The 22444-nt window shown below is 53.3% G+C and carries 21 protein-coding genes; 5 read left to right on the forward strand and 16 right to left on the reverse strand.

Annotation, left to right across the window (positions count from 1 at the left end; translation table 11 throughout):
* Nucleotides 1-20: 20 nt before the first annotated feature.
* The 8 genes from GN242_RS18555 to pmbA form a co-directional block, all read right to left on the reverse strand.
* The gene (locus GN242_RS18555; protein WP_154752827.1) at nucleotides 21-671 is read right to left on the reverse strand and encodes a DUF4310 family protein; all 651 of its coding nucleotides are present in this window, start codon (nucleotides 669-671) and stop codon (nucleotides 21-23) included.
* Between the two features lie 7 nt (nucleotides 672-678).
* The gene (locus GN242_RS18560; RefSeq protein ID WP_154752828.1) at nucleotides 679-1455 is read right to left on the reverse strand and encodes a DUF4311 domain-containing protein; all 777 of its coding nucleotides are present in this window, start codon (nucleotides 1453-1455) and stop codon (nucleotides 679-681) included.
* A gap of 91 nt (nucleotides 1456-1546) precedes the next feature.
* Nucleotides 1547-1846, reverse strand: coding sequence for a DUF4312 family protein (locus tag GN242_RS18565; protein WP_154752829.1), 300 nt, complete (start codon nucleotides 1844-1846; stop codon nucleotides 1547-1549).
* Nucleotides 1846-2205, reverse strand: a complete 360-nt coding sequence (locus tag GN242_RS18570) for an SFCGS family glycine-rich protein (protein ID WP_154752830.1) — start codon at nucleotides 2203-2205, stop codon at nucleotides 1846-1848. Before GN242_RS18570 ends, GN242_RS18565 begins: the two co-directional genes overlap by 1 nt.
* Nucleotides 2206-2411: 206 nt before the next feature.
* Nucleotides 2412-2753: a glycine dehydrogenase gene (locus GN242_RS18575; protein ID WP_255476742.1), complete on the reverse strand. Its 342-nt coding sequence runs from the start codon at nucleotides 2751-2753 to the stop codon at nucleotides 2412-2414.
* Nucleotides 2754-3076: 323 nt separating this feature from the next.
* Nucleotides 3077-3328, reverse strand: a complete 252-nt coding sequence (locus GN242_RS18580; RefSeq protein WP_156288001.1) for a hypothetical protein — start codon at nucleotides 3326-3328, stop codon at nucleotides 3077-3079.
* A gap of 280 nt (nucleotides 3329-3608) precedes the next feature.
* Complete coding sequence (gene cybC / locus GN242_RS18585; RefSeq protein WP_156288002.1) at nucleotides 3609-3995, reverse strand: cytochrome b562; 387 nt, start codon at nucleotides 3993-3995, stop codon at nucleotides 3609-3611.
* A 118-nt stretch (nucleotides 3996-4113) separates the two neighbouring features.
* Complete coding sequence (gene pmbA / locus GN242_RS18590; protein ID WP_154752832.1) at nucleotides 4114-5454, reverse strand: metalloprotease PmbA; 1341 nt, start codon at nucleotides 5452-5454, stop codon at nucleotides 4114-4116.
* Between the two features lie 163 nt (nucleotides 5455-5617).
* Between pmbA and yjgA the strand changes: the two genes are divergently transcribed.
* Nucleotides 5618-6163, forward strand: a complete 546-nt coding sequence (yjgA, locus tag GN242_RS18595) for a ribosome biogenesis factor YjgA (RefSeq protein ID WP_154752833.1) — start codon at nucleotides 5618-5620, stop codon at nucleotides 6161-6163.
* Between the two features lie 84 nt (nucleotides 6164-6247).
* Here the strand turns inward: yjgA and mpl are convergent, their stop codons facing one another.
* Nucleotides 6248-7600 carry a UDP-N-acetylmuramate:L-alanyl-gamma-D-glutamyl-meso-diaminopimelate ligase gene (gene mpl / locus GN242_RS18600; RefSeq protein WP_156288003.1) on the reverse strand — a complete coding sequence of 451 codons (1353 nt, stop codon included), beginning with the start codon at nucleotides 7598-7600 and terminating at the stop codon, nucleotides 6248-6250.
* A gap of 166 nt (nucleotides 7601-7766) precedes the next feature.
* Here mpl and fbp point away from each other — a divergent pair, with 166 nt between their 5' ends.
* Complete coding sequence (gene fbp / locus GN242_RS18605) at nucleotides 7767-8765, forward strand: class 1 fructose-bisphosphatase (RefSeq protein ID WP_154752835.1); 999 nt, start codon at nucleotides 7767-7769, stop codon at nucleotides 8763-8765.
* 58 nt (nucleotides 8766-8823) lie between these two features.
* On the opposite strand, the gene GN242_RS18610 is transcribed toward fbp, so the two are convergent.
* The gene (locus GN242_RS18610) at nucleotides 8824-10389 is read right to left on the reverse strand and encodes a methyl-accepting chemotaxis protein (RefSeq protein WP_154752836.1); all 1566 of its coding nucleotides are present in this window, start codon (nucleotides 10387-10389) and stop codon (nucleotides 8824-8826) included.
* 430 nt (nucleotides 10390-10819) lie between these two features.
* On the opposite strand from GN242_RS18610, the gene ppa reads away from it, so the two are divergent.
* On the forward strand, nucleotides 10820-11350 hold the full coding sequence (gene ppa / locus GN242_RS18615; protein WP_133842529.1) for an inorganic diphosphatase: 531 nt from the start codon (nucleotides 10820-10822) through the stop codon (nucleotides 11348-11350).
* A 73-nt stretch (nucleotides 11351-11423) separates the two neighbouring features.
* Here ppa and GN242_RS18620 read toward each other — a convergent pair whose 3' ends face one another.
* From GN242_RS18620 to tamA, 3 genes are read right to left on the reverse strand one after another with little or no spacing between them, the layout of a single operon-like run.
* Complete coding sequence (locus GN242_RS18620; protein ID WP_154752837.1) at nucleotides 11424-11771, reverse strand: gamma-glutamylcyclotransferase family protein; 348 nt, start codon at nucleotides 11769-11771, stop codon at nucleotides 11424-11426.
* A 2-nt stretch (nucleotides 11772-11773) separates the two neighbouring features.
* A complete protein-coding gene (gene tamB, locus GN242_RS18625; protein WP_154752838.1) occupies nucleotides 11774-15547 on the reverse strand; it encodes an autotransporter assembly complex protein TamB in 3774 nt (1257 codons plus the stop codon).
* Nucleotides 15544-17259: an autotransporter assembly complex protein TamA gene (gene tamA / locus GN242_RS18630; RefSeq protein ID WP_154752839.1), complete on the reverse strand. Its 1716-nt coding sequence runs from the start codon at nucleotides 17257-17259 to the stop codon at nucleotides 15544-15546. Before tamA ends, tamB begins: the two co-directional genes overlap by 4 nt.
* 682 nt (nucleotides 17260-17941) lie before the next feature.
* Between tamA and paeA the strand changes: the two genes are divergently transcribed.
* Nucleotides 17942-19282 (forward strand): polyamine export protein PaeA, encoded by a 1341-nt coding sequence (paeA, locus tag GN242_RS18635; protein WP_154752840.1) that lies wholly within the window; start codon nucleotides 17942-17944, stop codon nucleotides 19280-19282.
* Nucleotides 19283-19384: 102 nt separating this feature from the next.
* Here paeA and GN242_RS18640 read toward each other — a convergent pair whose 3' ends face one another.
* A complete protein-coding gene (locus GN242_RS18640) occupies nucleotides 19385-19591 on the reverse strand; it encodes a DUF1107 domain-containing protein (RefSeq protein ID WP_154752841.1) in 207 nt (68 codons plus the stop codon).
* Between the two features lie 343 nt (nucleotides 19592-19934).
* Between GN242_RS18640 and GN242_RS18645 the strand changes: the two genes are divergently transcribed.
* The gene (locus tag GN242_RS18645) at nucleotides 19935-20468 is read left to right on the forward strand and encodes a YtfJ family protein (RefSeq protein ID WP_230320709.1); all 534 of its coding nucleotides are present in this window, start codon (nucleotides 19935-19937) and stop codon (nucleotides 20466-20468) included.
* A gap of 98 nt (nucleotides 20469-20566) precedes the next feature.
* Here the strand turns inward: GN242_RS18645 and cysQ are convergent, their stop codons facing one another.
* Complete coding sequence (gene cysQ, locus GN242_RS18650; RefSeq protein ID WP_156288004.1) at nucleotides 20567-21313, reverse strand: 3'(2'),5'-bisphosphate nucleotidase CysQ; 747 nt, start codon at nucleotides 21311-21313, stop codon at nucleotides 20567-20569.
* A 472-nt stretch (nucleotides 21314-21785) separates the two neighbouring features.
* Nucleotides 21786-22406, reverse strand: coding sequence for a BamJ family beta-barrel-assembly machinery protein (bamJ, locus tag GN242_RS18655; protein WP_154752843.1), 621 nt, complete (start codon nucleotides 22404-22406; stop codon nucleotides 21786-21788).
* Nucleotides 22407-22444: the final 38 nt, after the last annotated feature.

Here is a 22444-nt window from a genome sequence, read left to right on the forward strand (position 1 = left end):
ATGGCCGCCACGCGGGTTAGTTACAGCGCTACCGGGAAGATGGCACCCAGCGCCATTGCACCGAGGATAGCGCCACCGGTAATCGGCTTGTTCCACAGGTAAAACAGCAGTGAACCGGCCAGCGAACCCAGCCCGATAGGAATCGAGGCGGCCATAGCTGAGAGAATAATCAACGGCCCGAGGAAACGACCGGAAGTGTTGCCCGCGCCCATCATCACATCTGCACCGTAGGTGGAGTCGCTGTTGCTGATGGTGAATTTACGCGCGAGGATAATCAGGTATCCCACCGCCAGGCCAAGCGCCATGCCGGTAACCAAAGAGGCGGCAAAGTTTGCGACCGGAAAGATAAACCCGGCCCCCAGCAGCAGGGCAGGCACACCAAGACCAATCCCGGTCTGAATGGCTCCGCCGATATCAAGTATCCCTACCAGCGAACCTTCGATAATCCGTGCAAACAGGAAGCTGGCACCGAACGCCGCTACCGCGCCATAGACGCCGGTTTCCATTCCTGCACGCAGCATCGAGACGAAGGCCACTTCGTTAAATGCGCCCAGCCCGTAGACGTAATACATATGCGTCCCGGCGAAGACGCCGGAGGAGAGCAGGCCCACAAAGATCGGAAACGACCAGTCGGCATACCAGAAACCACTTTTTGTATTTTCCATTTCCATCGTCCTCTTATTTGCCGCTCATGGAGTTGTGGATCATATCCAGCCAGCCGGGTACGCCCAGCTGGAAGGACTCCAGCAGCTTCATATCAAAGCCACGGAAGAAGCCGCTGAGGACGAACAGCAGGACGATGGCGGTCATCATCACTTTGGTGACACGGTTCCAGCCCGCCTCTTCTACCCCTTTACCGATCAGGATCCCGAGCACCAGACCCGGTACTGCGTTCCCCATAATCAGCTGCGCCAGTCCGCCAAAAATAGTGGCCCAGAAGCCCGATTTTTTACCGGCATCAATTGCTGCCAGCCAGAAGATAACCGGCATCACGGTGTTGACCAGCAGGTTTGCCGCCGGAACCAGCACTTTCACTGCGGTCACCTGCAACGCCGCTGGAACCGCTGACGCCGTGGAGTTGAGGAACGCCACTACGATCATGCCGATGATGCCGCAGGCAATCGCCATCTTCTTCGGGTTGTGCAGGGTATCTGCCACGTTGCGGTTTTTTACCATCAGAGCCGCCGCGCCCCAGTTGGGGATAATGCGGTGGTCAACGTCCTGGGTAAAAGAACCCGCCGCCACAGAGGAAGCCCAGGCGTTAAAGAAGAAGCCAAGGCCAAAGGAGAAGTGAGAGGCCGGATCGCCTTCACATGAGTTCAGTTCACCTAATGTACGAAAGGCGCCCATGCCCTGGGTGGTCGGCGCATGGAACATTCGTGCTGCTCCTGCGCCCACACCGACACCAACAAGGCCGCCAATAATCAATGACTTAAATAAGATAATCAGGAACATCAGCCTTTCCTTTTGTTATATACCCTTTGCTCTTCAGGCGGCTGCTCTGCTCTCCGCTCGCTGTGCTTCTCGGGTATGCGCCCTCATATTTTTATGAGGAAACGGTAAAATCTACCTGGTCGGTATCCACCATCGTCACGTTAACGGTGATCTCCAGATCAACGCTGTAGAGCCGCCGTTCGCGCGCCAGGAAGAAGAAGAGAAACTTTTCCGTTTTGACGCGAACTCCGGCCCTCAGCACCTTCACATCCACGGGTTCAATACGCAGAAGAATTTTGCTGGTAGATTTCAGTACCGTGTTTTGCACCCGGCTCAGGGCATCGGCAAAGGCTTTACCTTTGCTGTCGCCCTTACCGCTGACGCTCACCGTGGTGGTGAATTGCTCTTTCATCAGCCGTGCTTCTTCTGCCACGCCTGTACCAGACGTTCACCCAGCTCTTCTTTATCCATAAAGCCGAAACCGAGCACCGTAGCACCTTCATTAATGGCGGTGACGCCCTCATCAATGGAGCGCATTCCGTGTTTAGCTTTGTAGCCATATTTGTTCTGTGCGGTGATGGCACCTGCACCGCCGCTGCCGCAGAAGGAGATGCCGAAGCTGGCGTTTTCCGCCTTCATCACGTCACCCAGTTTCATATCTGCCGCAACGCCCGGCACGACGATGGCCTTGCCTCCTGCTTTTTCGATTCCTGCTGCCACTTTCTGGCCTTTACCTAAACGGTCGCCGATTACTACGATGATTTGAGACATAGTATTTTCCTTGTTGTATTTAGCGGGCGGGGCATGCCCCGCCCCTGCGGGTTCGGTGTATATTTCCGGAGAAGCGGTAAGCGTTTTTACAGGCATCGTGGCGCAGTCAGTTCGGGTGCGGACAGCGCGCAAAAACCGGAGCGTACAGGTTGTACGTGAGGATTTTAAACACTGCCCAAACCTAAAATGGCAAGCAGACCAGGCCGCTATTCATTCTCTTTGGCGACTTCGAAATGCACAGAGAGCAACCAGGCCTCTTCTTTGGGCAGATTGCCGAACAGATCCACTACCTGCTGCGCCAGCGCCATCGACTCGGCGGAAATATCCTCAAACAGGTCAGCTTCAACCTCGGGTAATGCTTCACCAGTCAGGGAACGCAGCGCCATGGCCCGCACATGAGAATTAAGCATCTGCTGTTGCACAGGATTTGGCAGAATATTTCTGGCGGCAAACAGATGAGTAATTTGCGCCATAACCTGCACAGCCAGCGCCTGAATTTCATTATCCTGTAGTGTTAACGCGCTCGCTGGCGCGGCTCCGTTGCTCACGTTCGTCCCCTCTTATTAACCATGGGGTTAAGTTAACCTCAGGCCTGAGTTCTGTGTAGAACGACTTTTTCCGCATTGAAGTGGAAATAAACGGATAGCGCCGGGTTGATGTCGCAAAAGCGGTGAAATGTGCACAGGGGAGATTAAATCGGGAGAGAAATCACAAAAAAAAGGATTTATTTACATGATTAATGCATGAAGGTGAGGGATAAAAGGAAAAACTCTGTTTGTAACAGCGCAGACAGAAGTAAACCTTATGACCCAAAGATCATATAAAAAAGAGTGGGAAAGTCATTACTTCAGCGCGTTATGATAACAAGCCATTATTTATTATATTTATTTCTATTTAATTCAGACCTCTGATCTTTTTTTCGCCAAAAAAGTTTATCGCTAATTCTGTCACCAAAATAATAAAGGCAGAATGCTAAAGCAAAGAGAAAAGCCGCAGGTATGGCATAAATATATTTATACTCAGACTCTGAGAAAAAAACAAACCAGGCAAATATAATTATGCTACCGCCAAACAAAAGCTGACCCAATCCATGAAGAATCATAGAGAAAAACTTCATCAACATGTTAAACATCATTTTCTCAATATAATGAGGAATTGATCAAAGATATCATCAAACAATCCCTTGTTAGAATCATATGCAGCGGAAGCTATCATAAATGGATTTACACTAGAAAAAAGTAAAAGCAAAACCACTGGTTATATTAAATCAAATCTTGTTACAGAGAGCTATAACAACTTAAGAATCAGCATTGCTTTACAGCGCACAGTGGTAAAACAGACGGTCGCCGCAACGATCGTCTGGGAAATAACATCCGATTAACACAAAGCAACGCACACGATAATTAGCGGAATTTTTTATGTCCGGCATCGCGGGTATCGGCAAATTTCTTCGCCTCTTCCTTTGCCCCAGGCAGGTCACCGCTGTTTGCCAGCTTCAGGCTGGTATCAATCTGGCCAATCAGCTTATCAAGCTCGGCGCGGTAGTCTTTTCTTTGCGCACTGTCCTCCGCCTGGCCTTTGAGTTTATCTGGCGTCTGAGTTTTAGCACTTTCCGCTGCTGCACGCATATCGGTTAAGGCTCTCACCATTTCAGCTTTATCGTCGGTCTTCTGTACCGTGCGATATGCACCTTTGAGAATATCCATATTACCTTCCAGATCCTGCGCCAGCAGCGAGAAACTGGAGCACAACAAGGTGGTACTCAACATTGCAATCAATAATTTACGCATCTCAGATCCTATTTTTTGTATACCCTGAAGGCTGCCGGGTATAAATGGGTATCATTTGTACATTAAAAAAGGCGACCATTAGAAGGTCGCCTTTTCAGCATACGCTTAAATTCGAAAATTACTGCCCGGCGATCTTCATTTCTGGTAACAAAACTGAACCGCACTGGATATTACTGCGCGTTTCAATGTCGCTGCCCACGGTGACAATGTTGCGCCACATATCTTTCAGGTTACCGGCAATGGTGATCTCACTGACCGGATACTGAATCACGCCGTTTTCAACCCAGAAGCCGGACGCGCCACGGGAGTAGTCTCCGGTAATTCCGCTGACACCCTGCCCCATCAACTCCGTCACCAGCAGCCCGGTGCCCAGCTGTTTCAGCATAGCGTCAAAGCTGTGACCCTGACCGGCGATGCGCCAGTTATGAATGCCGCCAGCATGTCCGGTGCTTTGCAGCCCCAGCTTGCGTGCGGAGTAGCTGGTCATCAGCCAGCTCTGCAACACGCCATCTTTGATGATGTCGCGGCGCTGAGTACGAACCCCTTCGCTGTCAAACGGCGTTGACGCCAACCCTTTCAACAGATGTGGGTGCTCTTCAATGGTCAGCCACTCAGGCAGAATCTGCTGGCCGAGTGAATCAAGCAGGAAGGTCGATTTACGGTAAACGCTGCCCCCGCTGATCGCCCCCACTAAATGGCCGAACAGGCCGGTTGCCACTTCAGCGGCAAACATCACCGGCGCTTTCATGGTTGAGAGTTTACGCGGAGAAAGGCGCGACAGGGTGCGGCGGGCACACTCTTCACCCACCGCTTCCGGAGATTTCAGATCTGCAAAGGCACGACCAATAGTGTAAGCGTAATCCCGCTCCATATCACCGTTCTCTTCCGCGATCACACAGCTGGATAGAGAGTGACGGCTGGAGCAGTAGCCCTGTAACATGCCGTGGCTGTTACCAAACACTTTAATCCCGACGTGGCTGTTAAAACTGCCGCCTTCGGTGTTGGTGATACGCTTATCAGCCTTCAGTGCAGCCTGCTCGGCACGCGCCGCCAGTTCGATAGCGCGATCGGCGTCGATCTCTGCCGGATGAAACAGATCGAGATCCGGCGCATCAAACGCCAGCAGATCGCGATCGGCTACACCCGCGTAAGGATCGGGAGAGGTGTAACGGGCGATATCCAGCGCAGCCTGCACGGTGCGTTTAATCGCATCCGGGCTGAGGTCGGTGGAAGAGGCGCTGCCTTTGCGGTTCTGATGATAAACGGTGATGCCCAGAGCACCATCGCTGTTAAATTCAACATTTTCCACTTCGCCATAGCGCGTACTTACGCTGATGCCGGTGGTTTTGGTTACCGCGACTTCCGCTCCGTCGCTGCTGGCGCTTGCCAGTTCGAGTGCTGTCGCTATCGCCTGTTCCAGGGTTTTACGCTGTTCTGCAACTTGGGAGAGTAATTTCATCGACCTGCCATATAATTAATAGTGCGATTTTTCGGTGGCTTAACGCGCTGGCGAAACCGCGCCAGGGTGATAAGGCTTATTTTGAGTCTAACAGACTCAGAGAACAATTTCGCAGTAGCCTCGTAACCTGATAGCATTAGCCTCTTTTTCAGGAGCCGTACCAATGACCAAGCAGCCCGACGACTGGCTCGATGATGTACCAGATAACGAAGAAGAAGAAGACGATGAGATTATCTGGGTCAGTAAAAGTGAGATAAAACGTGACGCCGAGGAGCTGAAGCGCCTGGGTGGTGAGCTGGTGGAGCTGGGGAAAAATTCCCTGGATAAAATTCCACTGGATGAGGATCTGCGTGCCGCTATAGAGCTGGCGCAGAAGATTAAGAAAGAGGGCCGCCGTCGCCAGATGCAGCTGATCGGTAAAATGCTGCGTTCACGCGATGAAGAGCCGATCCGTACCGCTTTGGATAAGCTGAAGAACCGTCACAACCAGCAGGTTGCGCTGTTCCATAAGCTGGAAGTACTGCGTGATCGTCTGGTCGAGTCAGGCGATGAAGCGGTGCCAGAGGTGCTTAATCTCTACCCAAATGCTGACCGCCAGCAGCTGCGTGCGATGATTCGTAATGCGCAGAAAGAGAAAGCCACCAACAAACCGCCGAAAGCATACCGTCAGATTTTCCAGTATCTGCGCGAGCTGGCCCAGGCGTCTTAATTACATTTTTTTCCGGTATCGGCCCGGCATGCCAGCCCCCTACGCACAGGGGCGGGGCATGCCTCGCCTGCTTCACCAGCTGACTTACGCCAGCCTGTCTAACAATTTCTGATGGATCCCACCAAAGCCGCCGTTGCTCATCACCAGGATGGTATCTCCCGGCTGGGCTTTTTTGGCGATCATCTCTACCAGCGTATCGAGATCGGCACTCCATTGGGCAGGCTGAATACAGGCATCTGCCACTTCAGAAACCTGCCACGGAATGTGGTGCGGCTGATACAGGAACACTTCATCAGCACGCCCCAGCGCCGGAGCCAGATCGTCCTTGCTGATGCCCATTTTCATGGTATTCGAACGCGGTTCCAGTACCGCCAGGATACGTGCCGTGCCGCCCACTTTACCGCGTAGTGCAGCCAGCGTAGCGAGGATTGCCGTCGGGTGATGGGCAAAGTCATCATAGACTTTGATGCCGTTACTCTCCCCACGCAGCTCCAGACGACGGCGCGCATTGATGAAATCGTTCAGCGCACGTCCCGCATCTTCCGGCTTCACCCCAACATGGCGGGCGGCGGCAATGGCCATCATGCCGTTATGCATGTTGTGCTCACCCACCAGCGACCAGTTCACTTGCGCCACACGCTCACCGTCGAGCAGCACTTCCCAGTGCGAAGCATCCGGCGACAGCTTTTTCGCCTGCCAGTGGCCGTTATCGCCCACGGTTTCCTGCTCGCTCCAGCAGCCCATCGCGATCACCTGTTTCAGATTAGCATCATGCTCTGGCAGCAAGATTTTTCCCTGCCCTGGTACGATACGAATCAGATGATGGAACTGTTTTTGAATCGCCCGCAGATCGTCAAAAATATCGGCATGGTCGAATTCTAGGTTGTTGAGGATCAGGGTGCGCGGGCAGTAATGAACAAACTTCGAGCGCTTGTCAAAAAACGCGCAGTCGTACTCATCGGCCTCAATAACGAAGAATGAGCTTTTTCCTAAATTCGCTGATACTTCGAAATTTCCCGGAACGCCACCGATAACAAAGCCCGGTTCATAGCCGCAGGCCTGTAAAATCCACGCTGCCATGCCTGCGGTGGTGGTTTTGCCATGAGTGCCAGCGACCGCAATAACCCAACGGTCACGCAGCACAAAATCATGCAGCCACTGTGGGCCAGAAAGGTAGGGGATATTGCGCTCAAGCACCGCTTCCACGCACGGGTTGCCACGGGTCATCGCGTTACCGATGATCACCAGATCCGGCGCAGGATCGAGCTGTGAAGCATCATAACCCTGAATTAAATCAATACCCTGCTTTTCCAATAGCGTGCTCATTGGCGGGTAAACGTTAGCATCAGAGCCGGTCACTTCATGGCCTAGCTCGCGGGCCAGCATCGCCAGTCCACCCATAAAGGTGCCGCAGATACCAAGGATATGAATACGCATAAAAGGTCCGTTTCGTAAAAGTTCGGCCCTAGTGTAGCGCCCTCAACGTGCGGAAGAAACGGATTTGCCCTATGTTCTTTATCGTTCAATCGGCTAAACTGCGTACGCATACGTTGGCAGTTTGTGAACCAGGCTGCTACTCAACCGCAGATTCAGGGATTGTGTTATGAAAACGTTAGGCGAATTTATCGTCGAGAAGCAACACGACTTTCCACACGCAACGGGTGAACTGACCGCTTTGATCTCCGCGATCAAGCTGGGCGCCAAGATCATCCACCGCGATATTAACAAGGCCGGCCTCGTCGATATTCTGGGTGCCAGCGGCGCTGAGAATATTCAGGGCGAAGTGCAGATGAAGCTCGATCTGTTTGCCAATGAAAAGCTGAAAGCCGCGCTGAAGGCTCGTGGAATTGTTGCCGGTATTGCATCAGAAGAAGAAGATGAGTTTGTGATCTTCGAAGGTGCAGAAAACGGCAAGTACGTGGTGCTGATGGATCCTCTCGACGGCTCCTCAAACATTGATGTAAACGTTTCTGTCGGAACTATTTTCTCCATCTATCGCCGCATTACCCCGCCAGGTACGCCGGTGACTGAAGAAGACTTCCTACAGCCGGGTAGCCAGCAGGTTGCAGCAGGTTACGTGGTCTACGGCTCGTCCACCATGCTGGTTTATACCACTGGCTGTGGCGTGCATGCCTTTACCTACGACCCGTCGCTGGGCGTATTCTGCCTGAGCGCAGAGCGTATGACCTTCCCGGAAAAGGGTTACACCTACTCCATTAACGAAGGTAACTACATCCGCTTCCCGCAGGGTGTGAAGAAATATCTGAAATTCTGTCAGGAAGAGGATGTCGCCACTCAGCGTCCTTACACCTCACGTTATATCGGTTCGCTGGTGGCAGATTTCCACCGTAACCTGCTGAAAGGCGGGATCTACCTCTATCCAAGCACCGCCAGCCACCCGAAAGGCAAGCTGCGTCTGCTGTATGAGTGCAACCCGATGGCGTTCCTGGCAGAACAGGCAGGCGGTAAAGCCAGCGATGGTGAAAACCGTATCCTCGACCTGGTGCCGCAAAGCCTGCATGAGCGTTCGCCGTTCTTCGTTGGTAACGATCATATGGTGAACGATACCGAACGTTTCCTGCGTGAATACCCGGATAAATAAGCCTCTGGCTGTTTAAACGAAACCCGGGGGGCGAGGCTGATGTCTCGCCCCCTGTTTTTTATGCTGCCTGAGTCACCCTGAAGACTGCCATAGTCTGCACCAGCTGCTGGGACTGCTCTTCCAGCGATTGCGTAGCGGCAGCCGCTTCTTCAACCAGTGCGGCATTCTGTTGCGCCACTTCATCCATCTGTGTCACCGCCAGATTCACCTGCTCAATACCACGACTCTGTTCCTGCGAGGCGCTGGAGATCTCTTTCATCAACGTGGTTACACGCATCACTTCCGTTGAGATTTCATCCATGGTTTCCCCGGCTTTGGTTGCCATATCAGAGCCTTCACTGACGCGAGTCTGCGACTCACTAATCAGGGTACGAATCTCTTTCGCCGCCGTCGCGCTGCGCTGTGCAAGGTTACGCACCTCGGTAGCAACCACGGCAAAGCCACGGCCCTGTTCACCCGCTCGTGCGGCTTCAACAGAGGCATTCAGCGCCAGGATATTGGTCTGGAAGGCGATACCATCAATCACCCCGAGGATGTCGCCGATACGCTGTGAGCTGTTAGAGATTTCAGACATCTTCTCCATAACGTAGCACACCACTTCAGCACCGCGATCGGCAGTATCAGATACGGCACTCGCCAGCAGATGCGCCTGGTGAGCGTTATCGGCATTCTGCTTCACTGTAGCAGTCAGCTGCTCCATGCTTGCGGCAGTCTGTTCCAGCGAGGCTGCCGACTCTTCGGTACGCTGGGAGAGGTTAAGGTTACCCGAGGCCAGCTCACGGCTGCCAATATCAATCTGCATACTGGCATCACGCACCAGGCCGACCGAATGCTGTAGCGACTGCTGCATCGTATCAAGTGCTGCATTTAACCGGCCCAGCTCATTGTTGCTGCTTTCCGGTACCGGCTGGGTCAGATCGCCTGCGGCCACGTGTTCCAGATGTTTGATGGCGTTATCCAGCGGCCTCAGCAGCAGCACACGCAGGATCATCCACGCCAGCGCCACCAGCAGCAGCGTCAGTGCTCCACTCACCAGGATCAGCACCGTCATTACGGTTTGATTATGTGCTGCCTGAGCCATCTGGCCGGCGCTCACCTCATCGGCATATTTGCCAAACGCATCTACCGCATTGGAGAAATTACCCGCAAGTTCAGAGATGTTCCCTTCCAGGATGCTGTAGTAGTTATCCACCTGCTGTTTTTGCAAAGCATCCATCAGCGGCGTAATACCCTTCGCAAGATATTCCTGATGGGTGGAAACTACAGCTTGAGCAAGAATTCTGCCGTGTTCTGTCACCGTTCCGGCATCAACGAATCGTTTCAGCTCGCTTTCCGATAAAGCCACATAGCTGGCAGAATGTTTGGCAATATCTGCGGCCTCATCCGGCAGACCCACTTCAAGTTTGCGTACGGCCAGCGCAGCGGTGGCACGGGCGCGCAGCAGATTGCCGTTGCTCATATAGAGCGCATTTAACTCAATGCCCTGGATGCGGTTGATAACATCCAACGAGCGATTTCCTTTTTGGATAGCGATAATTCCCATCACGCTGACGACTAGCAGCAGCAGCGTCATCATGGTCAGTAGCGCTAATAAACCCGTACGTATTGAGATTCTCTTTAGCATGATCGTTTCCCGATAGAGTGAAGTCTGGTCATTTCTGGCACCTAAAATCGTCCAGGGTATCGGCAATAACATTATTCAGCTTTAACCGTAATCAGGATTAAATTGATCCATCACAGGAAACCCGTTAGCCGCTATTAAGCGGCTTTCAGCATTTTTATTGTGCTTTGCCTCAACAGGCCGAAAAAGTGTCAAGCGGCATGAGGGAAATACACATCGGGAAAGGAAGAAAACTGGAAAATGATTAAACAGTGCTCCTTAAGTCAAACTCGCAATAAAAAAGAGCGGACTTTCTGTTCATTTTGCCACCGCAGGCAGCATGATAACCGCTCCGGCACGGAGCAATCTGAAAGGCGGAAAAAGGAAAGGTACTTTGAAGATGACACGGCTATAATAGCCAGCACTCAACCTAAGATGATTGAAGGAATTCACAATGAGCTTGAACCTGGTACCAGCGGGTAAAGACCTGCCAGACGATATCTACGTCGTGATCGAAATCCCGGCTAACGCCTCTCCGATCAAATACGAAGTCGACAAAGAGACTGGCGCACTGTTCGTTGACCGTTTCATGGCGACAGCGATGTTCTATCCGTGCAACTACGGCTACATCAACCACACCCTGTCTCTGGACGGTGACCCGGTTGACGTACTGGTTCCAACTCCATATCCGTTACAGCCTGGTTCTGTGATTCGCTGCCGTCCGGTTGGCGTACTGAAAATGACCGACGAATCTGGCGAAGATGCCAAAGTTGTTGCGGTTCCACACAGCAAACTGAGCAAAGAGTACGAGCACATCCAGGATGTGAACGACCTGCCAGAACTGCTGCGCGGCCAGATCACCCACTTCTTCGAGCAGTATAAAGCGCTGGAAAAAGGCAAATGGGTTAAAGTTGACGGCTGGGAAGGCGTTGAAGCCGCTAAAGCTGAAATCGTCTCTTCTTTCGAGCGCGCTGCGAAGAAATAAGCCGGTTTAACGCCGTACGGTTCGCCGTCAGGCGCAAAAAAACACCGCTCATTGAGCGGTGTTTTTTTATGGGTTACTTGTTGCTATCACGTTGCAGCCAGTCGCCGCTATCGATGCGCTCCCTGCCCGCCACGGAACGTTGATAAACGTACAGCCAGGCACTTCCGTAAGGGGTTTGTACCAGCTCACGCTTGTACTCCCCCCCTTTGGTTCTGAGCGCATCCAGCTCGCCCAGGGTAGAGGCATCGATCCGGTAAACTTCGCACCAGACCTTCCCCTCACCCGCAACCACTCCCGGATAATGACCAAAACTGTAAAGTGCGTAGCCGTCGATCTGATGATCGCCCAGCCACTGCCCGTTTGTCATCCAGTGACTATTACCTTGCTTACGCCGCAGGCTACCATAGACAATTATTCGCATTGCTAGAACTCAAACTGATAGAGCACATCCAGTGCCTGATCAATACCAGACACGGCTTCCAAATAGAGTTTGGGCATCAGGCGGTAACGCAACGTTAACGTCGCCAGTGAATCAAATATGCCAACACCGTATTTTACCTGTAGACCCGGCAGTACATAGCCGCTGACCTGCACCTGCTGGCTGTCGCCAACACCCGCAGTATCCAGCGCCAGGTTACTGACACCAAAGGTCTCTCCGATTTTACCCACAACCTGCCCACTTTGTGCAACCCCCAATCCTACCAGAGCGGAAGTTAATGCATCACTATCGCTACCGCTGGCACCTAAACCCTGCCCGCGCAGCAGATAAGACAAGGCTTCCTGCTGGGATTTCGCCGGATCGGAGAAGATCTCCACCTTCGGCTCGTCCGCCATGCCGGTCACGCGTACCCCGGCAGTAACATCATCTTCAGTGGCATCCGGGTTGCGGATCGCCTCAATATTCACATAAGGCTGATCCGGCGGACCGGAGAATTGCAGCTCGCCTTTACGCACGATCAGATCCTGACCGTAAGCATGGAAGCGCCCGGACGGAATATTGATCTGGCCATTCAGCCCCAGGCCGCGTTTATCCTGCGCCAGCTTGAGATCGCCGTTGAGTTTGGCCTTCAGACCAAAGGCACTCAGGCGCACATCGTTACCGACGTGAATCGTCAGGTTGCTGTTGATCGGGATACCGCTGCTCTTCGGCGCAACAGGCTTCAGGTCTTTATCCAGCAGCACTTCATCAGAGGAGACACCAACGGCACTTTCCGGCACCTCCTGCACGGTGATGCGCGCCCAGGGAATATCTACGCGACCATCAAGGTTGAACAGCTCGGGTGTAGCTTCAAATACCAGATCCGGTGACACGTCCATTCGAACCATCGGCGGCACGGTGACGCGAACTTTATCGCCCTTCGCCGCAATGCGCGCACGCCACGCGTCGAGCTGGTTCCAGTCAGCATCGCCGTTAAGAGCAATCTGCCCCTGTGAGGTCTGAATCACCCCTTCCAGCGTCGAACTCATACCGTTGAACACCATCGAGAGGCTGGCGGTAGTGAGGTCGACCGGCATAAAGCTGCCTTCAACGTCGACACCACGCAGCCCGAGCTGGCCGAAGACCTGCGGTTTTTGCAGGTTACCGCCCAGGCGCAGATTACTGTTCAGCATGCCGGTAATTTTCTCGCCCTGCATCAGGGCCGGGTTGAGCATTGCCAGCGACAGGCTGGTGATATTCACGTTACCGGACAAGGTACGCCGCCCTTCAGGATCGGCAATCTGCACGTTACCATCGAGCTGACCGTTACCCGCGATGCGGATCAGCCAGTCGAGCTGTGCACGACCGTTTTTCAGTGCGGCGTTAAGATTCAGCGTGTTGAAGGCGATGGGCAGCGTATTGCCCTGCACATCCTGCTCCACTTTCACACCGTTGCCCTTCAGGGATACACGGCCAGTCGGCAGAGCACCGTCGGCAGTCCAGGCAACATCGGCATCACCGCTGAATACTCCGGTAAGCTGGGTAGCTTCAGGCATAAACGGCTTGATCATCGCCAGATTAAAGCGGTTGAGCACCACGCGCGCATGCCCGGATGGGCCAGCTTCAATCGTCTGCGGCACGCACAGCTCGGCATTTGGGTTCTGCCAGCAGTGCGCCCCGATGCTGACGGTCTGCTTCGCGTTAAGATAATCGAGTGCAATAGCGCGGGTTAAACGCCATTCGCCCACCGGCGTATCAAAACGGGTGTTATTCAGATTGCCCTGCCAGCGCTCTGTGGCGCGGTCAAAGCTACCGCTGAGAGCCAGCTGGCCAGATACCGGTTCACCCTGCATATTCAGCTTCAGCTGATGCTGTTTTTCCGTTCCGCTGGCATCCAGCGTCAGCAGATTAACCGCCAGTGCATCCTGCTTAAGCTGCTCCACGCGCAGCTTCAACTTGCCCTGGATCTGCTCGCCGGAACTGACATCTCCGTCCAGCTTGACACGCCCAATGCTCATGGCCTGCCAGCGCAGCCCGGTAGCAGTAAGATCCGCCAGCAGCTGCGGCGTTTTCAGATCGCCACGAGCACGGATAGTGCCTTTCGCCACTCCGCCAAGACCCGGCAGAGCATTATCCAGATGCTGTGCATCAATATCGGCATCCAGGTTCAGCTTGTCACCCAGCGAGCCTTTGAGGTTGATATTGTTGCGCCCCAGCACCAGTTTAATGCCGGGAATATCCCACTGATTATAGCTGTTGCCGTACAGGGTGCCGTCAGCGCTGATCGCGTTATTCCGCACGTTGCCCCTGAGTTTCAGTTCCGGTACGCGCATCTGCCAGCTGCCGCCATACAGGCTGCCTCGGGTAGTGATTTTACCCTCCAGTTTTGCCGGCCAGTCCGGGTACTGCTTCGCCGTGTTGATACCGGAGAGCGTCAGTTCACTGCGCCAGCTGATCGCTTTGCTCCAGTCCACCATCGCCGTCAGATCAGTATTACCCTGCAATGCCGCCAGACGCAGCTTATCCAGCGAGAACTGTTCCACGTTGCCTTTGCCATCCAGCGTCAGCGTAGCAGGCGGGATACCCTGCCCTTTAAGCGCCGCCTTCAGCGACATCACATAGTCGGTAGCCTTACCGTTAAAACTGAAGTTGAAATTATCCGCCTGGTATTGCGTCTCACCTTCCAGCGGCCAGCGCAGCTGTGGGCTTTGCAGCGTCATATTGAGCGGCAGGCCCGCTTCAGCCAGACGGGTATCGGCATCCAGCTGTACACGCACCGGGCCAGAGAGATTCAGACCGAGCTTCAGCGTCTCACGCAGCCCGCCACCCAGCGTCATTTTGATCTTCTCACCTTTGATCGGATCCATATTGAGCTGGCTGTAGAGGGTAAAGTTAACCGGCCAGCCACCACTCAGCGTCGCCTCGCCCTGGGCATTCAGCTGCCCCTGTGGCGAATCGATATCCAGCGTCTGAAGCTGGAGCCGGTTATTTTCGGTTTTCGCCTTCAGCAGCAGGCGCTGAACGGCAATATCAGTATCGCCGGTAATTCGCAGCTGTTCACCGAGGATCTCCTGCACATTAACGTCAATCGGCAGGATGAACTCTGGCAGATCCGGCAGCAACGGTTTGGCGAACATCGCCTTTAGCGTTTCCCCCAGCGGCGGTTCTTCTGCGGTTGGCTGCTGCACTTTCGGCTGAATAACTTCTTCATTGGCGACTTTCGCCGCTTTGGGCAGCGCAATTAACAGCCCCTGAATATGGGTTGGGGTCAGCGTCATCGAGCGCCCCTCCCAGTGCAGGCCACTGGTGAAATCTGCCAGCGAAATCGCGGTATCGTCGATGGTGAGATTAATGTTATGCAGCGCCAGTCTGCTAAGAGTGAGCGGATATGGCGTGCTGATTTCGCCGCCGCTGCTCTCTTCCTCTACCGGTGGGTTGGCCGGAGGCGGCATCTTTTTACTGTCCACAACCACGTGAACGTCCTTCAGTGAAAGATCGTTAACGCAGAAGGCGCTCTGTTTCAGGCAGCCGAGCCGTAATGCCAGATGGAACTCGCCCGCGTTGACCGTAACGCCCGGCATTTCATACTTTACGCCGCGCAGGGTCAGGTCGCGCCAGCCTCCGTTCACCTGCTGAATATCCAGCCCGGGAACCCAGCGTGCAGCACCATTCAGCACCATATGCAGGCCGGTTGTGGTTCCGATTAGAAATGCCACGCCGCCAAACAGCAGCACGATAAAAATAAGAATGCCAATCAGGCCCTTTTTCCACCACTTCATAGCTCAGGCCCCAAACCAATGTAAAACTGAATATCACGATGATCGTCGTCGCCAATTGCACGGGCGATATCAAGTTTTATCGGCCCTACCGGCGACTCCCAGCGCACGCCTACACCCGCACCGGTTTTAAAATTGCTCTTCTTGATGTCGTTAACGGCTTCGCCGGAGTCAATAAACATTGCCCCCCACCACTTCCCGCTGACGTTGTACTGATATTCGAGCGAGCCGGTAGCCAGCTTCGAGGCACCGGTCAGTTTGCCTTCATCATCTCGTGGTGAAATACCTTTGTATTTGTAACCACGAATACTGCGGTCGCCCCCGGCGAAGAAACGCAGATCTGGCGGGACTTTTTCAAAGTCGTTGGTTTCAATCCAGCCAAGATTGCCGCGCACCACAAAACGGTGCTTATCCTGCAAGGTACGGATCCAGACGTTCTGAGCCTGGATCACCGCGAAGTCGATATCCGAACCCCAGGTGGTGTCAGAGACGTCAAGAGAGTAGCGCTGTGAATCACCCCAGGTAGGCATCAGGCCGCCGCGAGAGCGGGTGCGGTTGACGCTGACACCAGGATAAATCAGCATCGTGGTGTTGGTAACGCTACCCTGCGTAAAGTGGTCGAGGCTCCAGCGCAGGTTAACCGCGCGCTGCCAGCCGCTGGAACTGTCCCAGTAGCGAGAGGCGGCCAGCGTGGTTGAGTCCGCTTTGGTATCGTTAAGATCGGTACGTTTCAGCCCGCCCTGCAGCAGGTAATATTGCTCCAGTGGGCTTTTACGCAGCGGCATTTTATAGCTGAAATCTAACTGCTGTTCAGGTGCGGAGATGTTAGCGCTGGTGCTGAGGCTGTGCCCGCGATCGTTAACCCAGGGCTTTTTCCACGTAGCTTTGACGCGCGGGCCGACGTCCGTCGAGTAACCAACGCCGGTTTCAATGGTGTTCTCGGTGCGCGGCGAAACAACGCCATGCAGCGGCAGCACCTTGCTGTCACGTCCTTTATCAAATTCAGGGGCAACCACCACCGAGTTAAACCAGCCGGTGGCAGAGAGGCGGCGGTTAAGTTCGGCTAAATCGCGAGAATTGTAGTAATCCCCCTTTTTAAACGGCACCAGGTTTTGCAGGTAATCTTCGCGGATTTGCGAGCCTTCGAAACTGACGTCGCCAAAGCGATAACGCTGGCCGCTGTCATAATCGAGATCCCAAAAGGCCTCACGCCGTTCAACCGATACGCCAAGCTGGCTTTTGCGGTAATCGCCGTCAAAGTAGCCTTTACGCAGCGCCATATTGCTGAGAGAGCTTTTAAACTTATCGTAATCGCTGTGGTTCAGCACCGTACCCAGTTTAGGTTTACCATCGCGAACCAGCTGCTGGTAATCTTCATCAGTGCGGGCGCCGCCGCGCAGAATCACCGTCTCTCCGGCAATTTTCACCGGCTCCCCCGGTGTAACCTTTGCGATCAGAACCTGACGTTTCCCACCTGCTGGCGGCGGCTGAAGCTCGAAATCGATCTGCGGTTCATAGTAACCCAGCGCTTTCAGCCCCTCTTTCACCGCATCGCTAACGCGCGCACGAAAGCGCCCGTCGGAGGTGACTTCATCACTGGTGATGGTGGATAAACGCGCCCTGACGTTCTTCTGTAATTCCCCCGATAAACCTGTTACCTGCAAACGAACATTCGCAGCCTGAGCGACAGGTGCGACGATCAGCAGACAAGACATGCAATACACATGAAATCGTGGCACGCTTACTCCCGTTTTTATTGCCAGCCCGCTATCCACTGGGCTTAATCTGGTAAAAATTAATTCGCGAACCGAAAAAAAAGTGTTGTTTTGCGCACTACCTTACCTCTTCTTCTGGCTCGATTCAGTCCGTACCTAACGCAAATTTCGTGCTTATTCTGTGCAAAGTCACGGTACGTTACAACACAGGATCGTAATTTGCCGTAAAAGGAGTGTAACGTGCTATCAGTATCAGACAAGTATCATCCCGTTTATCAGCCCGCCTTCTCTCTGCGCTGACGCCCTGGAGGTGTAGTGGCTACGGTAAGATTGCACCTGGATTTTCATAAGCTGTCATCTGGCATAAACCACGTAATTAGTGTGCCTTAAGGATAATTAGCGTCTGTGCGCTGCCGCAATTGTAAGCGCCCGATGCCGCAGCTATAATCACCTCACAGGCCGCTCCGCAGCCTGATTACCCTTCTGCTCCGGCGCTGGCCGAATCGCAGACATTTTTGGCACGGATAGCCCTGAATCACTGCACTACCTGATGTGATGTACGCAGGAAATACTGACTGCGCGCTGCCCAGGCCAAAAATGACAAGTGATTAACCCGGCCTTCTCTTTCCGCGCGATTGTTTTCCCGATTGCCCACTGAGCCGAGCCAACTAATGGATGCTTTATGTTAGACAGTTTTCTTGTCATCGTGCTGCTGATCGCGATCAGCTCGTTTTTCTCTCTCTCTGAAATCTCGCTGGCGGCTGCCCGCAAAATAAAACTCAAGCTGCTTGCCGACGAAGGCAATGTCAATGCGCAACACGTGATGAAGATGCAGGAGAATCCCGGCATGTTCTTTACCGTGGTGCAGATTGGCCTGAATGCCGTGGCGATCCTCGGCGGTATTGTCGGCGACTCCGCATTTTCACCCGCGTTCCGTGCGCTGTTTGAGCGCGTGACTACCCCGGAAACGGCCGAAAGTATCAGCTTTATCTGTTCTTTCACGCTGGTCACCAGCCTGTTTATTCTATTCGCTGACCTGTTCCCCAAACGCCTGGGGATGATTGCACCAGAGACCGTTGCGCTGAAAATCATCCATCCTATGCGCTTTTGTCTGTTTATGTTCCGCCCTCTGGTGTGGTTCTTTAACGGCGGGGCGAACATCATTTTCCGCCTGTTTAAAATTCCACTGGTGCGCAAAGACGACATTACCTCTGACGATATCTATGCGGTGGTGGAAGCCGGAGCGCTGGCAGGCGTTTTACGTAAGCAGGAGCATGAACTGATTGAGAACGTCTTTGAGCTGGAGTCACGCACGGTGCCTTCATCAATGACCTCGCGTGAAAACGTAGTCTGGTTCGATCTGCATGAAGATGAGAACAGCCTGAAAGAGAAGATTGCGCGCCATCCGCACTCTAAGTTCCTGGTCTGTAACGAAGATATTGACCATATTGTTGGCTATGTCGACTCGAAAGAGCTGCTGCTGCGCGTGCTGGGCAATCAGAGTATGGCGCTGAACAGCGGCCTGCAAATCCGTTCGGCACTAATCGTACCCGATACGCTGACGCTGTCAGAGGCACTGGAGAGCTTTAAAGCCGCCGGGGAAGACTTCGCGGTAATCATGAATGAATATGCGCTGGTGGTGGGGATTATCACTCTTAACGACGTGATGACCACGCTGATGGGCGATCTGGTTGGTCAGGGGCTGGAAGAGCAGATTGTCGCCCGTGATGAGAACTCGTGGCTGGTTGAAGGCGGCACCCCGATTGATGACGTGATGCGTGTACTGCATATCGATGAGTTCCCGCAGTCAGGTAACTACGAAACGATTGGCGGCTTTATGATGTTTATGCTGCGTAAGATTCCTAAGCGCACCGACTTTGTGAAGTTCCATGGCTTTAAGTTTGAGGTGGTGGATATCGACAGTTACCGTATTGATCAGCTGTTGGTGACCCGTATTGATGCGCGCCCGCCAACAGCGCCTGCATTACCGAAGGATCCTGAAGACGCCACTATGTCTTCGTAGGAGTGTCAGGCGAGGCAGTCGCCGACACAAAGAGAGAAGCAAAGTGAAGTCTCTCGCTCTGAATTTCAGACACAAAAAAGGCGCTGTCAGCGCCTTTTTTTGTTAGTTAAATTCGGTCTGCAATCGCAAGACCTGACGGTTAACTTCCGACATCACACTGTAGTGCTGCTTATCTTTGACGCGTGGAATAAGGATCTTGCCCTTATCAAACTCAAAAGCACCAACGTCTTTGATATATAACCGTCCGCGAAACAACGTCTTAACATATTTCGCTACCTGAAATGGGTTATATTTCTGGAAAATCTTCATTCTTGTTCAACTCCTAAAGAGTAAATACGCCTCGTCGTTGCCAAGCTGGGCACGAATTGGTGAAACGCAAAGTGCCTGTACTATAGAACATCGTTCGCTTCCAATGTTCCTAAAATTGAATTTTTTTACTGTGTTTACACATCATGACAGTACTCTCTGTTACCTGACTGTACAGACACAGTATAAACCTTCAATTCACAGGGATTTGTGCGGTGTGTTGCAAAGATGTTAGTTCGATGCGACAGCAGCATCATCCGCGCATATTATTTCAGTAGCATGACTAACTGATCAGACCACTAAACATACTGGAGCAACTATGTCAGGAATCCGTATTTTCGCAGTAATGCTTTCCGTGCTGCTGCTGCCGTTCACCACGGCGGCACACAATGTTCACCCCGGTGAGCGCCTGGCACCGGTTGGCGTCGCAGACAGGGGGGAGCTGCTTTTCAAAGAGGATAAGTTTAGCTACAAAAACTGGAACAGTGCACAGCTGGCAGGGAAAGTACGGGTGATCCAACATATTGCCGGACGCTCTTCGGCTAAAGAGCAGAATGCCGCACTGATAGAGGCTATCAAAGCCGCCAAACTGCCTCATGACCGTTATCAGACCACCACGATTGTAAATACTGACGATGCGATCCCGGGCACCGGTATGTTTGTGCGCAGCAGTATTGAGAACAATAAACGGCAGTTCCCATGGTCGCAGTTTATTGTCGATAGCAATGGCGCAGTCAATCAGGCGTGGCAATTGGCTGGCGGCGGCTCGGCGATTATCGTGCTGGATAAACACGCGCAGGTACAATTCGTCAAAGAAGGGGCGCTGACGCAGGATGAGGTAAAACAGGTGATGGCGTTGTTACATCAGCTACTGCAATAGAGCATGATGTCGGGCTGACCGGATAACCCGGTCAGCGCAGCGGAGCGCAGATAGCGCAGATAGCGCAGATAGCGCAGATAGCGCCCCGCTATCACGAATCAGTAGATCGACACGCGGAAACCTGGGTTGAGGAAGGATTCGCGCGGCGTATAGTCCAGCGTTTTCCCCTGCCAGTCAGTCACATGCGCGCCTGCTGCCAGTGCCACGGCGTGACCTGCGCCGGTATCCCAGATATTGGTCGGCCCAAAGCGGGGATAGAGCTGGGCTTTTCCTTCCGCCACCAGGCAGAATTTTAACGAGGAGCCGATTGCCGTGGTCTGATGCTCACCCATTTGAGCCAGATACTCTTTCAGCTCTTCATCTGAGCTGGCGTGAGAGCGGCTAATCACCACCAGCGGCGGGCGCGCATCCTGCACCTGAATCTGTATTTTATGGCCGCCCTCTTCTTTCCAGGCTTTGCCCTGTTCCGCCGAGTACATCACATTCAGCACCGGGGCATAAACCACGCCCAGCACCGGTTTACCCTGCTGAATCAGGGCAATATTTACTGTGAACTCGCCGTTACGCTTGATAAATTCTTTGGTGCCATCCAGCGGATCAACCAGCCAGTACTGCTGCCAGTGCTGGCGGATTTCCCAGCTGGCAGGATCTTCTTCTGACAGTACCGGGATTTCCGGTGTCAGCTGTGACAGCCCGGCAACGATAACTTTGTGCGCAGCAATATCCGCCGCCGTCACCGGTGAATCATCTGATTTATGCGCCACATCAAGCGGCACCTGTCCGTCGTATACGCGCATAATGGCATCGCCTGCTTCACGTGCCATCTGGCAAATTTTATCTAACACTGTTCACCTCCTGATCGCCTGGCGTTATCACGGCACTGCTGCGCAGCACCGGATGCCCCTATTTAAGGATAGCAGTTCCATCTATGGCGCATGCTGCCGTGGTAAAACGCACTGGGTAAGCCTTTTTTCAACAGCATAGCGCACCTGCCTTAGCGGGACACGCTTTCCTGTAATTTTTGACTGCATTGACGGATGTCAGGTGAGGCGATGTGCCATTGGTTCTCCGGACGGCTAAATCCGCGAACAGCATCACAATTTCCTGTGATAGCACGGCAAGATTTCACTCTATTCTGCGAGGGTTACCCGACTTCAATCCGTAACACGGAGGGAGGGTTCAGGTTCAGGCTTTGTCTCATCGCTCATTATCGCCTGCGCGCAATAATGAGTCAGCGCCACCAGTAGAAACAAAAATGCCAGCCTGAGTTTAGCGGCTGGCATTCGTGTTAATGACTTAGTGTAATTCTTGCAGAAATTACAGAATTTCCAGCAGTTCCACTTCAAACACCAGGGTGCTGAATGGTGGAATGGAGGCACCGGCACCACGCTCGCCGTAAGCCAGGTTGTGAGGGATAACCAGTTCCCATTTGGAGCCTACTGGCATCAGCGTCAGTGCTTCGATCCAGCCAGGGATCACTCCGCTTACCGGGAATTCAGCCGGTTCGCCACGCTGTACGGAACTGTCGAACACGCTGCCATCGATCAGTTTACCGGTGTAATGGACGCGTACGCGATCCTGACGGGATGGGATAGCTCCTTCACCCTGAGTCAGCACGCTGAACTGTAAGCCTGTCTCAGTGCTGCTGACGCCTTCACGCTTCGCGTTATCTTCCAGGAACTTCTGACCTTCTACTGCCATCGCCTTCTGACGTTCCTGACGGACGACTTCAGCACGCTCGTGAACTTCACGCAGGGCGCGGTGAACCACATCAACAGGAACGGACGGGGCATTCCCTTCCAGCGCATCGCGCAGACCTGCCAGCAGTGCTTCCGGCAGCAGACCCTGCAAACCTGATTCCTGCAACTGTTGACCGACCTGTAAGCCGATACCGTAACTTGCTTGCGCTTCAACGCTGTCAAAAGAAGGGGTTGTCATGGATTTTCCTTTCATCATTGATAAAACCGAAGACGAAG

Source organism: Erwinia sorbitola, from assembly GCF_009738185.1.
Lineage (GTDB): Bacteria > Pseudomonadota > Gammaproteobacteria > Enterobacterales > Enterobacteriaceae > Erwinia > Erwinia sorbitola.

What these genes read in the sequence shown, in the direction of transcription:
- GN242_RS18555 (WP_154752827.1), bottom strand. Translation starts at nt 671, where the DNA reads ATGGAAATGGAAAATACAAAAAGTGGTTTCTGGTATGCCGACTGGTCG.
- GN242_RS18560 (WP_154752828.1), bottom strand. Translation starts at nt 1,455, where the DNA reads ATGTTCCTGATTATCTTATTTAAGTCATTGATTATTGGCGGCCTTGTT.
- GN242_RS18565 (WP_154752829.1), bottom strand. Translation starts at nt 1,846, where the DNA reads ATGAAAGAGCAATTCACCACCACGGTGAGCGTCAGCGGTAAGGGCGAC.
- GN242_RS18570 (WP_154752830.1), bottom strand. Translation starts at nt 2,205, where the DNA reads ATGTCTCAAATCATCGTAGTAATCGGCGACCGTTTAGGTAAAGGCCAG.
- GN242_RS18580 (WP_156288001.1), bottom strand. Translation starts at nt 3,328, where the DNA reads ATGTTGATGAAGTTTTTCTCTATGATTCTTCATGGATTGGGTCAGCTT.
- cybC (WP_156288002.1), bottom strand. Translation starts at nt 3,995, where the DNA reads ATGCGTAAATTATTGATTGCAATGTTGAGTACCACCTTGTTGTGCTCC.
- pmbA (WP_154752832.1), bottom strand. Translation starts at nt 5,454, where the DNA reads ATGAAATTACTCTCCCAAGTTGCAGAACAGCGTAAAACCCTGGAACAG.
- yjgA (WP_154752833.1), top strand. Translation starts at nt 5,618, where the DNA reads ATGACCAAGCAGCCCGACGACTGGCTCGATGATGTACCAGATAACGAA.
- mpl (WP_156288003.1), bottom strand. Translation starts at nt 7,600, where the DNA reads ATGCGTATTCATATCCTTGGTATCTGCGGCACCTTTATGGGTGGACTG.
- fbp (WP_154752835.1), top strand. Translation starts at nt 7,767, where the DNA reads ATGAAAACGTTAGGCGAATTTATCGTCGAGAAGCAACACGACTTTCCA.
- GN242_RS18610 (WP_154752836.1), bottom strand. Translation starts at nt 10,389, where the DNA reads ATGCTAAAGAGAATCTCAATACGTACGGGTTTATTAGCGCTACTGACC.
- ppa (WP_133842529.1), top strand. Translation starts at nt 10,820, where the DNA reads ATGAGCTTGAACCTGGTACCAGCGGGTAAAGACCTGCCAGACGATATC.
- GN242_RS18620 (WP_154752837.1), bottom strand. Translation starts at nt 11,771, where the DNA reads ATGCGAATAATTGTCTATGGTAGCCTGCGGCGTAAGCAAGGTAATAGT.
- tamB (WP_154752838.1), bottom strand. Translation starts at nt 15,547, where the DNA reads ATGAAGTGGTGGAAAAAGGGCCTGATTGGCATTCTTATTTTTATCGTG.
- tamA (WP_154752839.1), bottom strand. Translation starts at nt 17,259, where the DNA reads ATGTCTTGTCTGCTGATCGTCGCACCTGTCGCTCAGGCTGCGAATGTT.
- paeA (WP_154752840.1), top strand. Translation starts at nt 17,942, where the DNA reads ATGTTAGACAGTTTTCTTGTCATCGTGCTGCTGATCGCGATCAGCTCG.
- GN242_RS18640 (WP_154752841.1), bottom strand. Translation starts at nt 19,591, where the DNA reads ATGAAGATTTTCCAGAAATATAACCCATTTCAGGTAGCGAAATATGTT.
- GN242_RS18645 (WP_230320709.1), top strand. Translation starts at nt 19,935, where the DNA reads ATGCTTTCCGTGCTGCTGCTGCCGTTCACCACGGCGGCACACAATGTT.
- bamJ (WP_154752843.1), bottom strand. Translation starts at nt 22,406, where the DNA reads ATGACAACCCCTTCTTTTGACAGCGTTGAAGCGCAAGCAAGTTACGGT.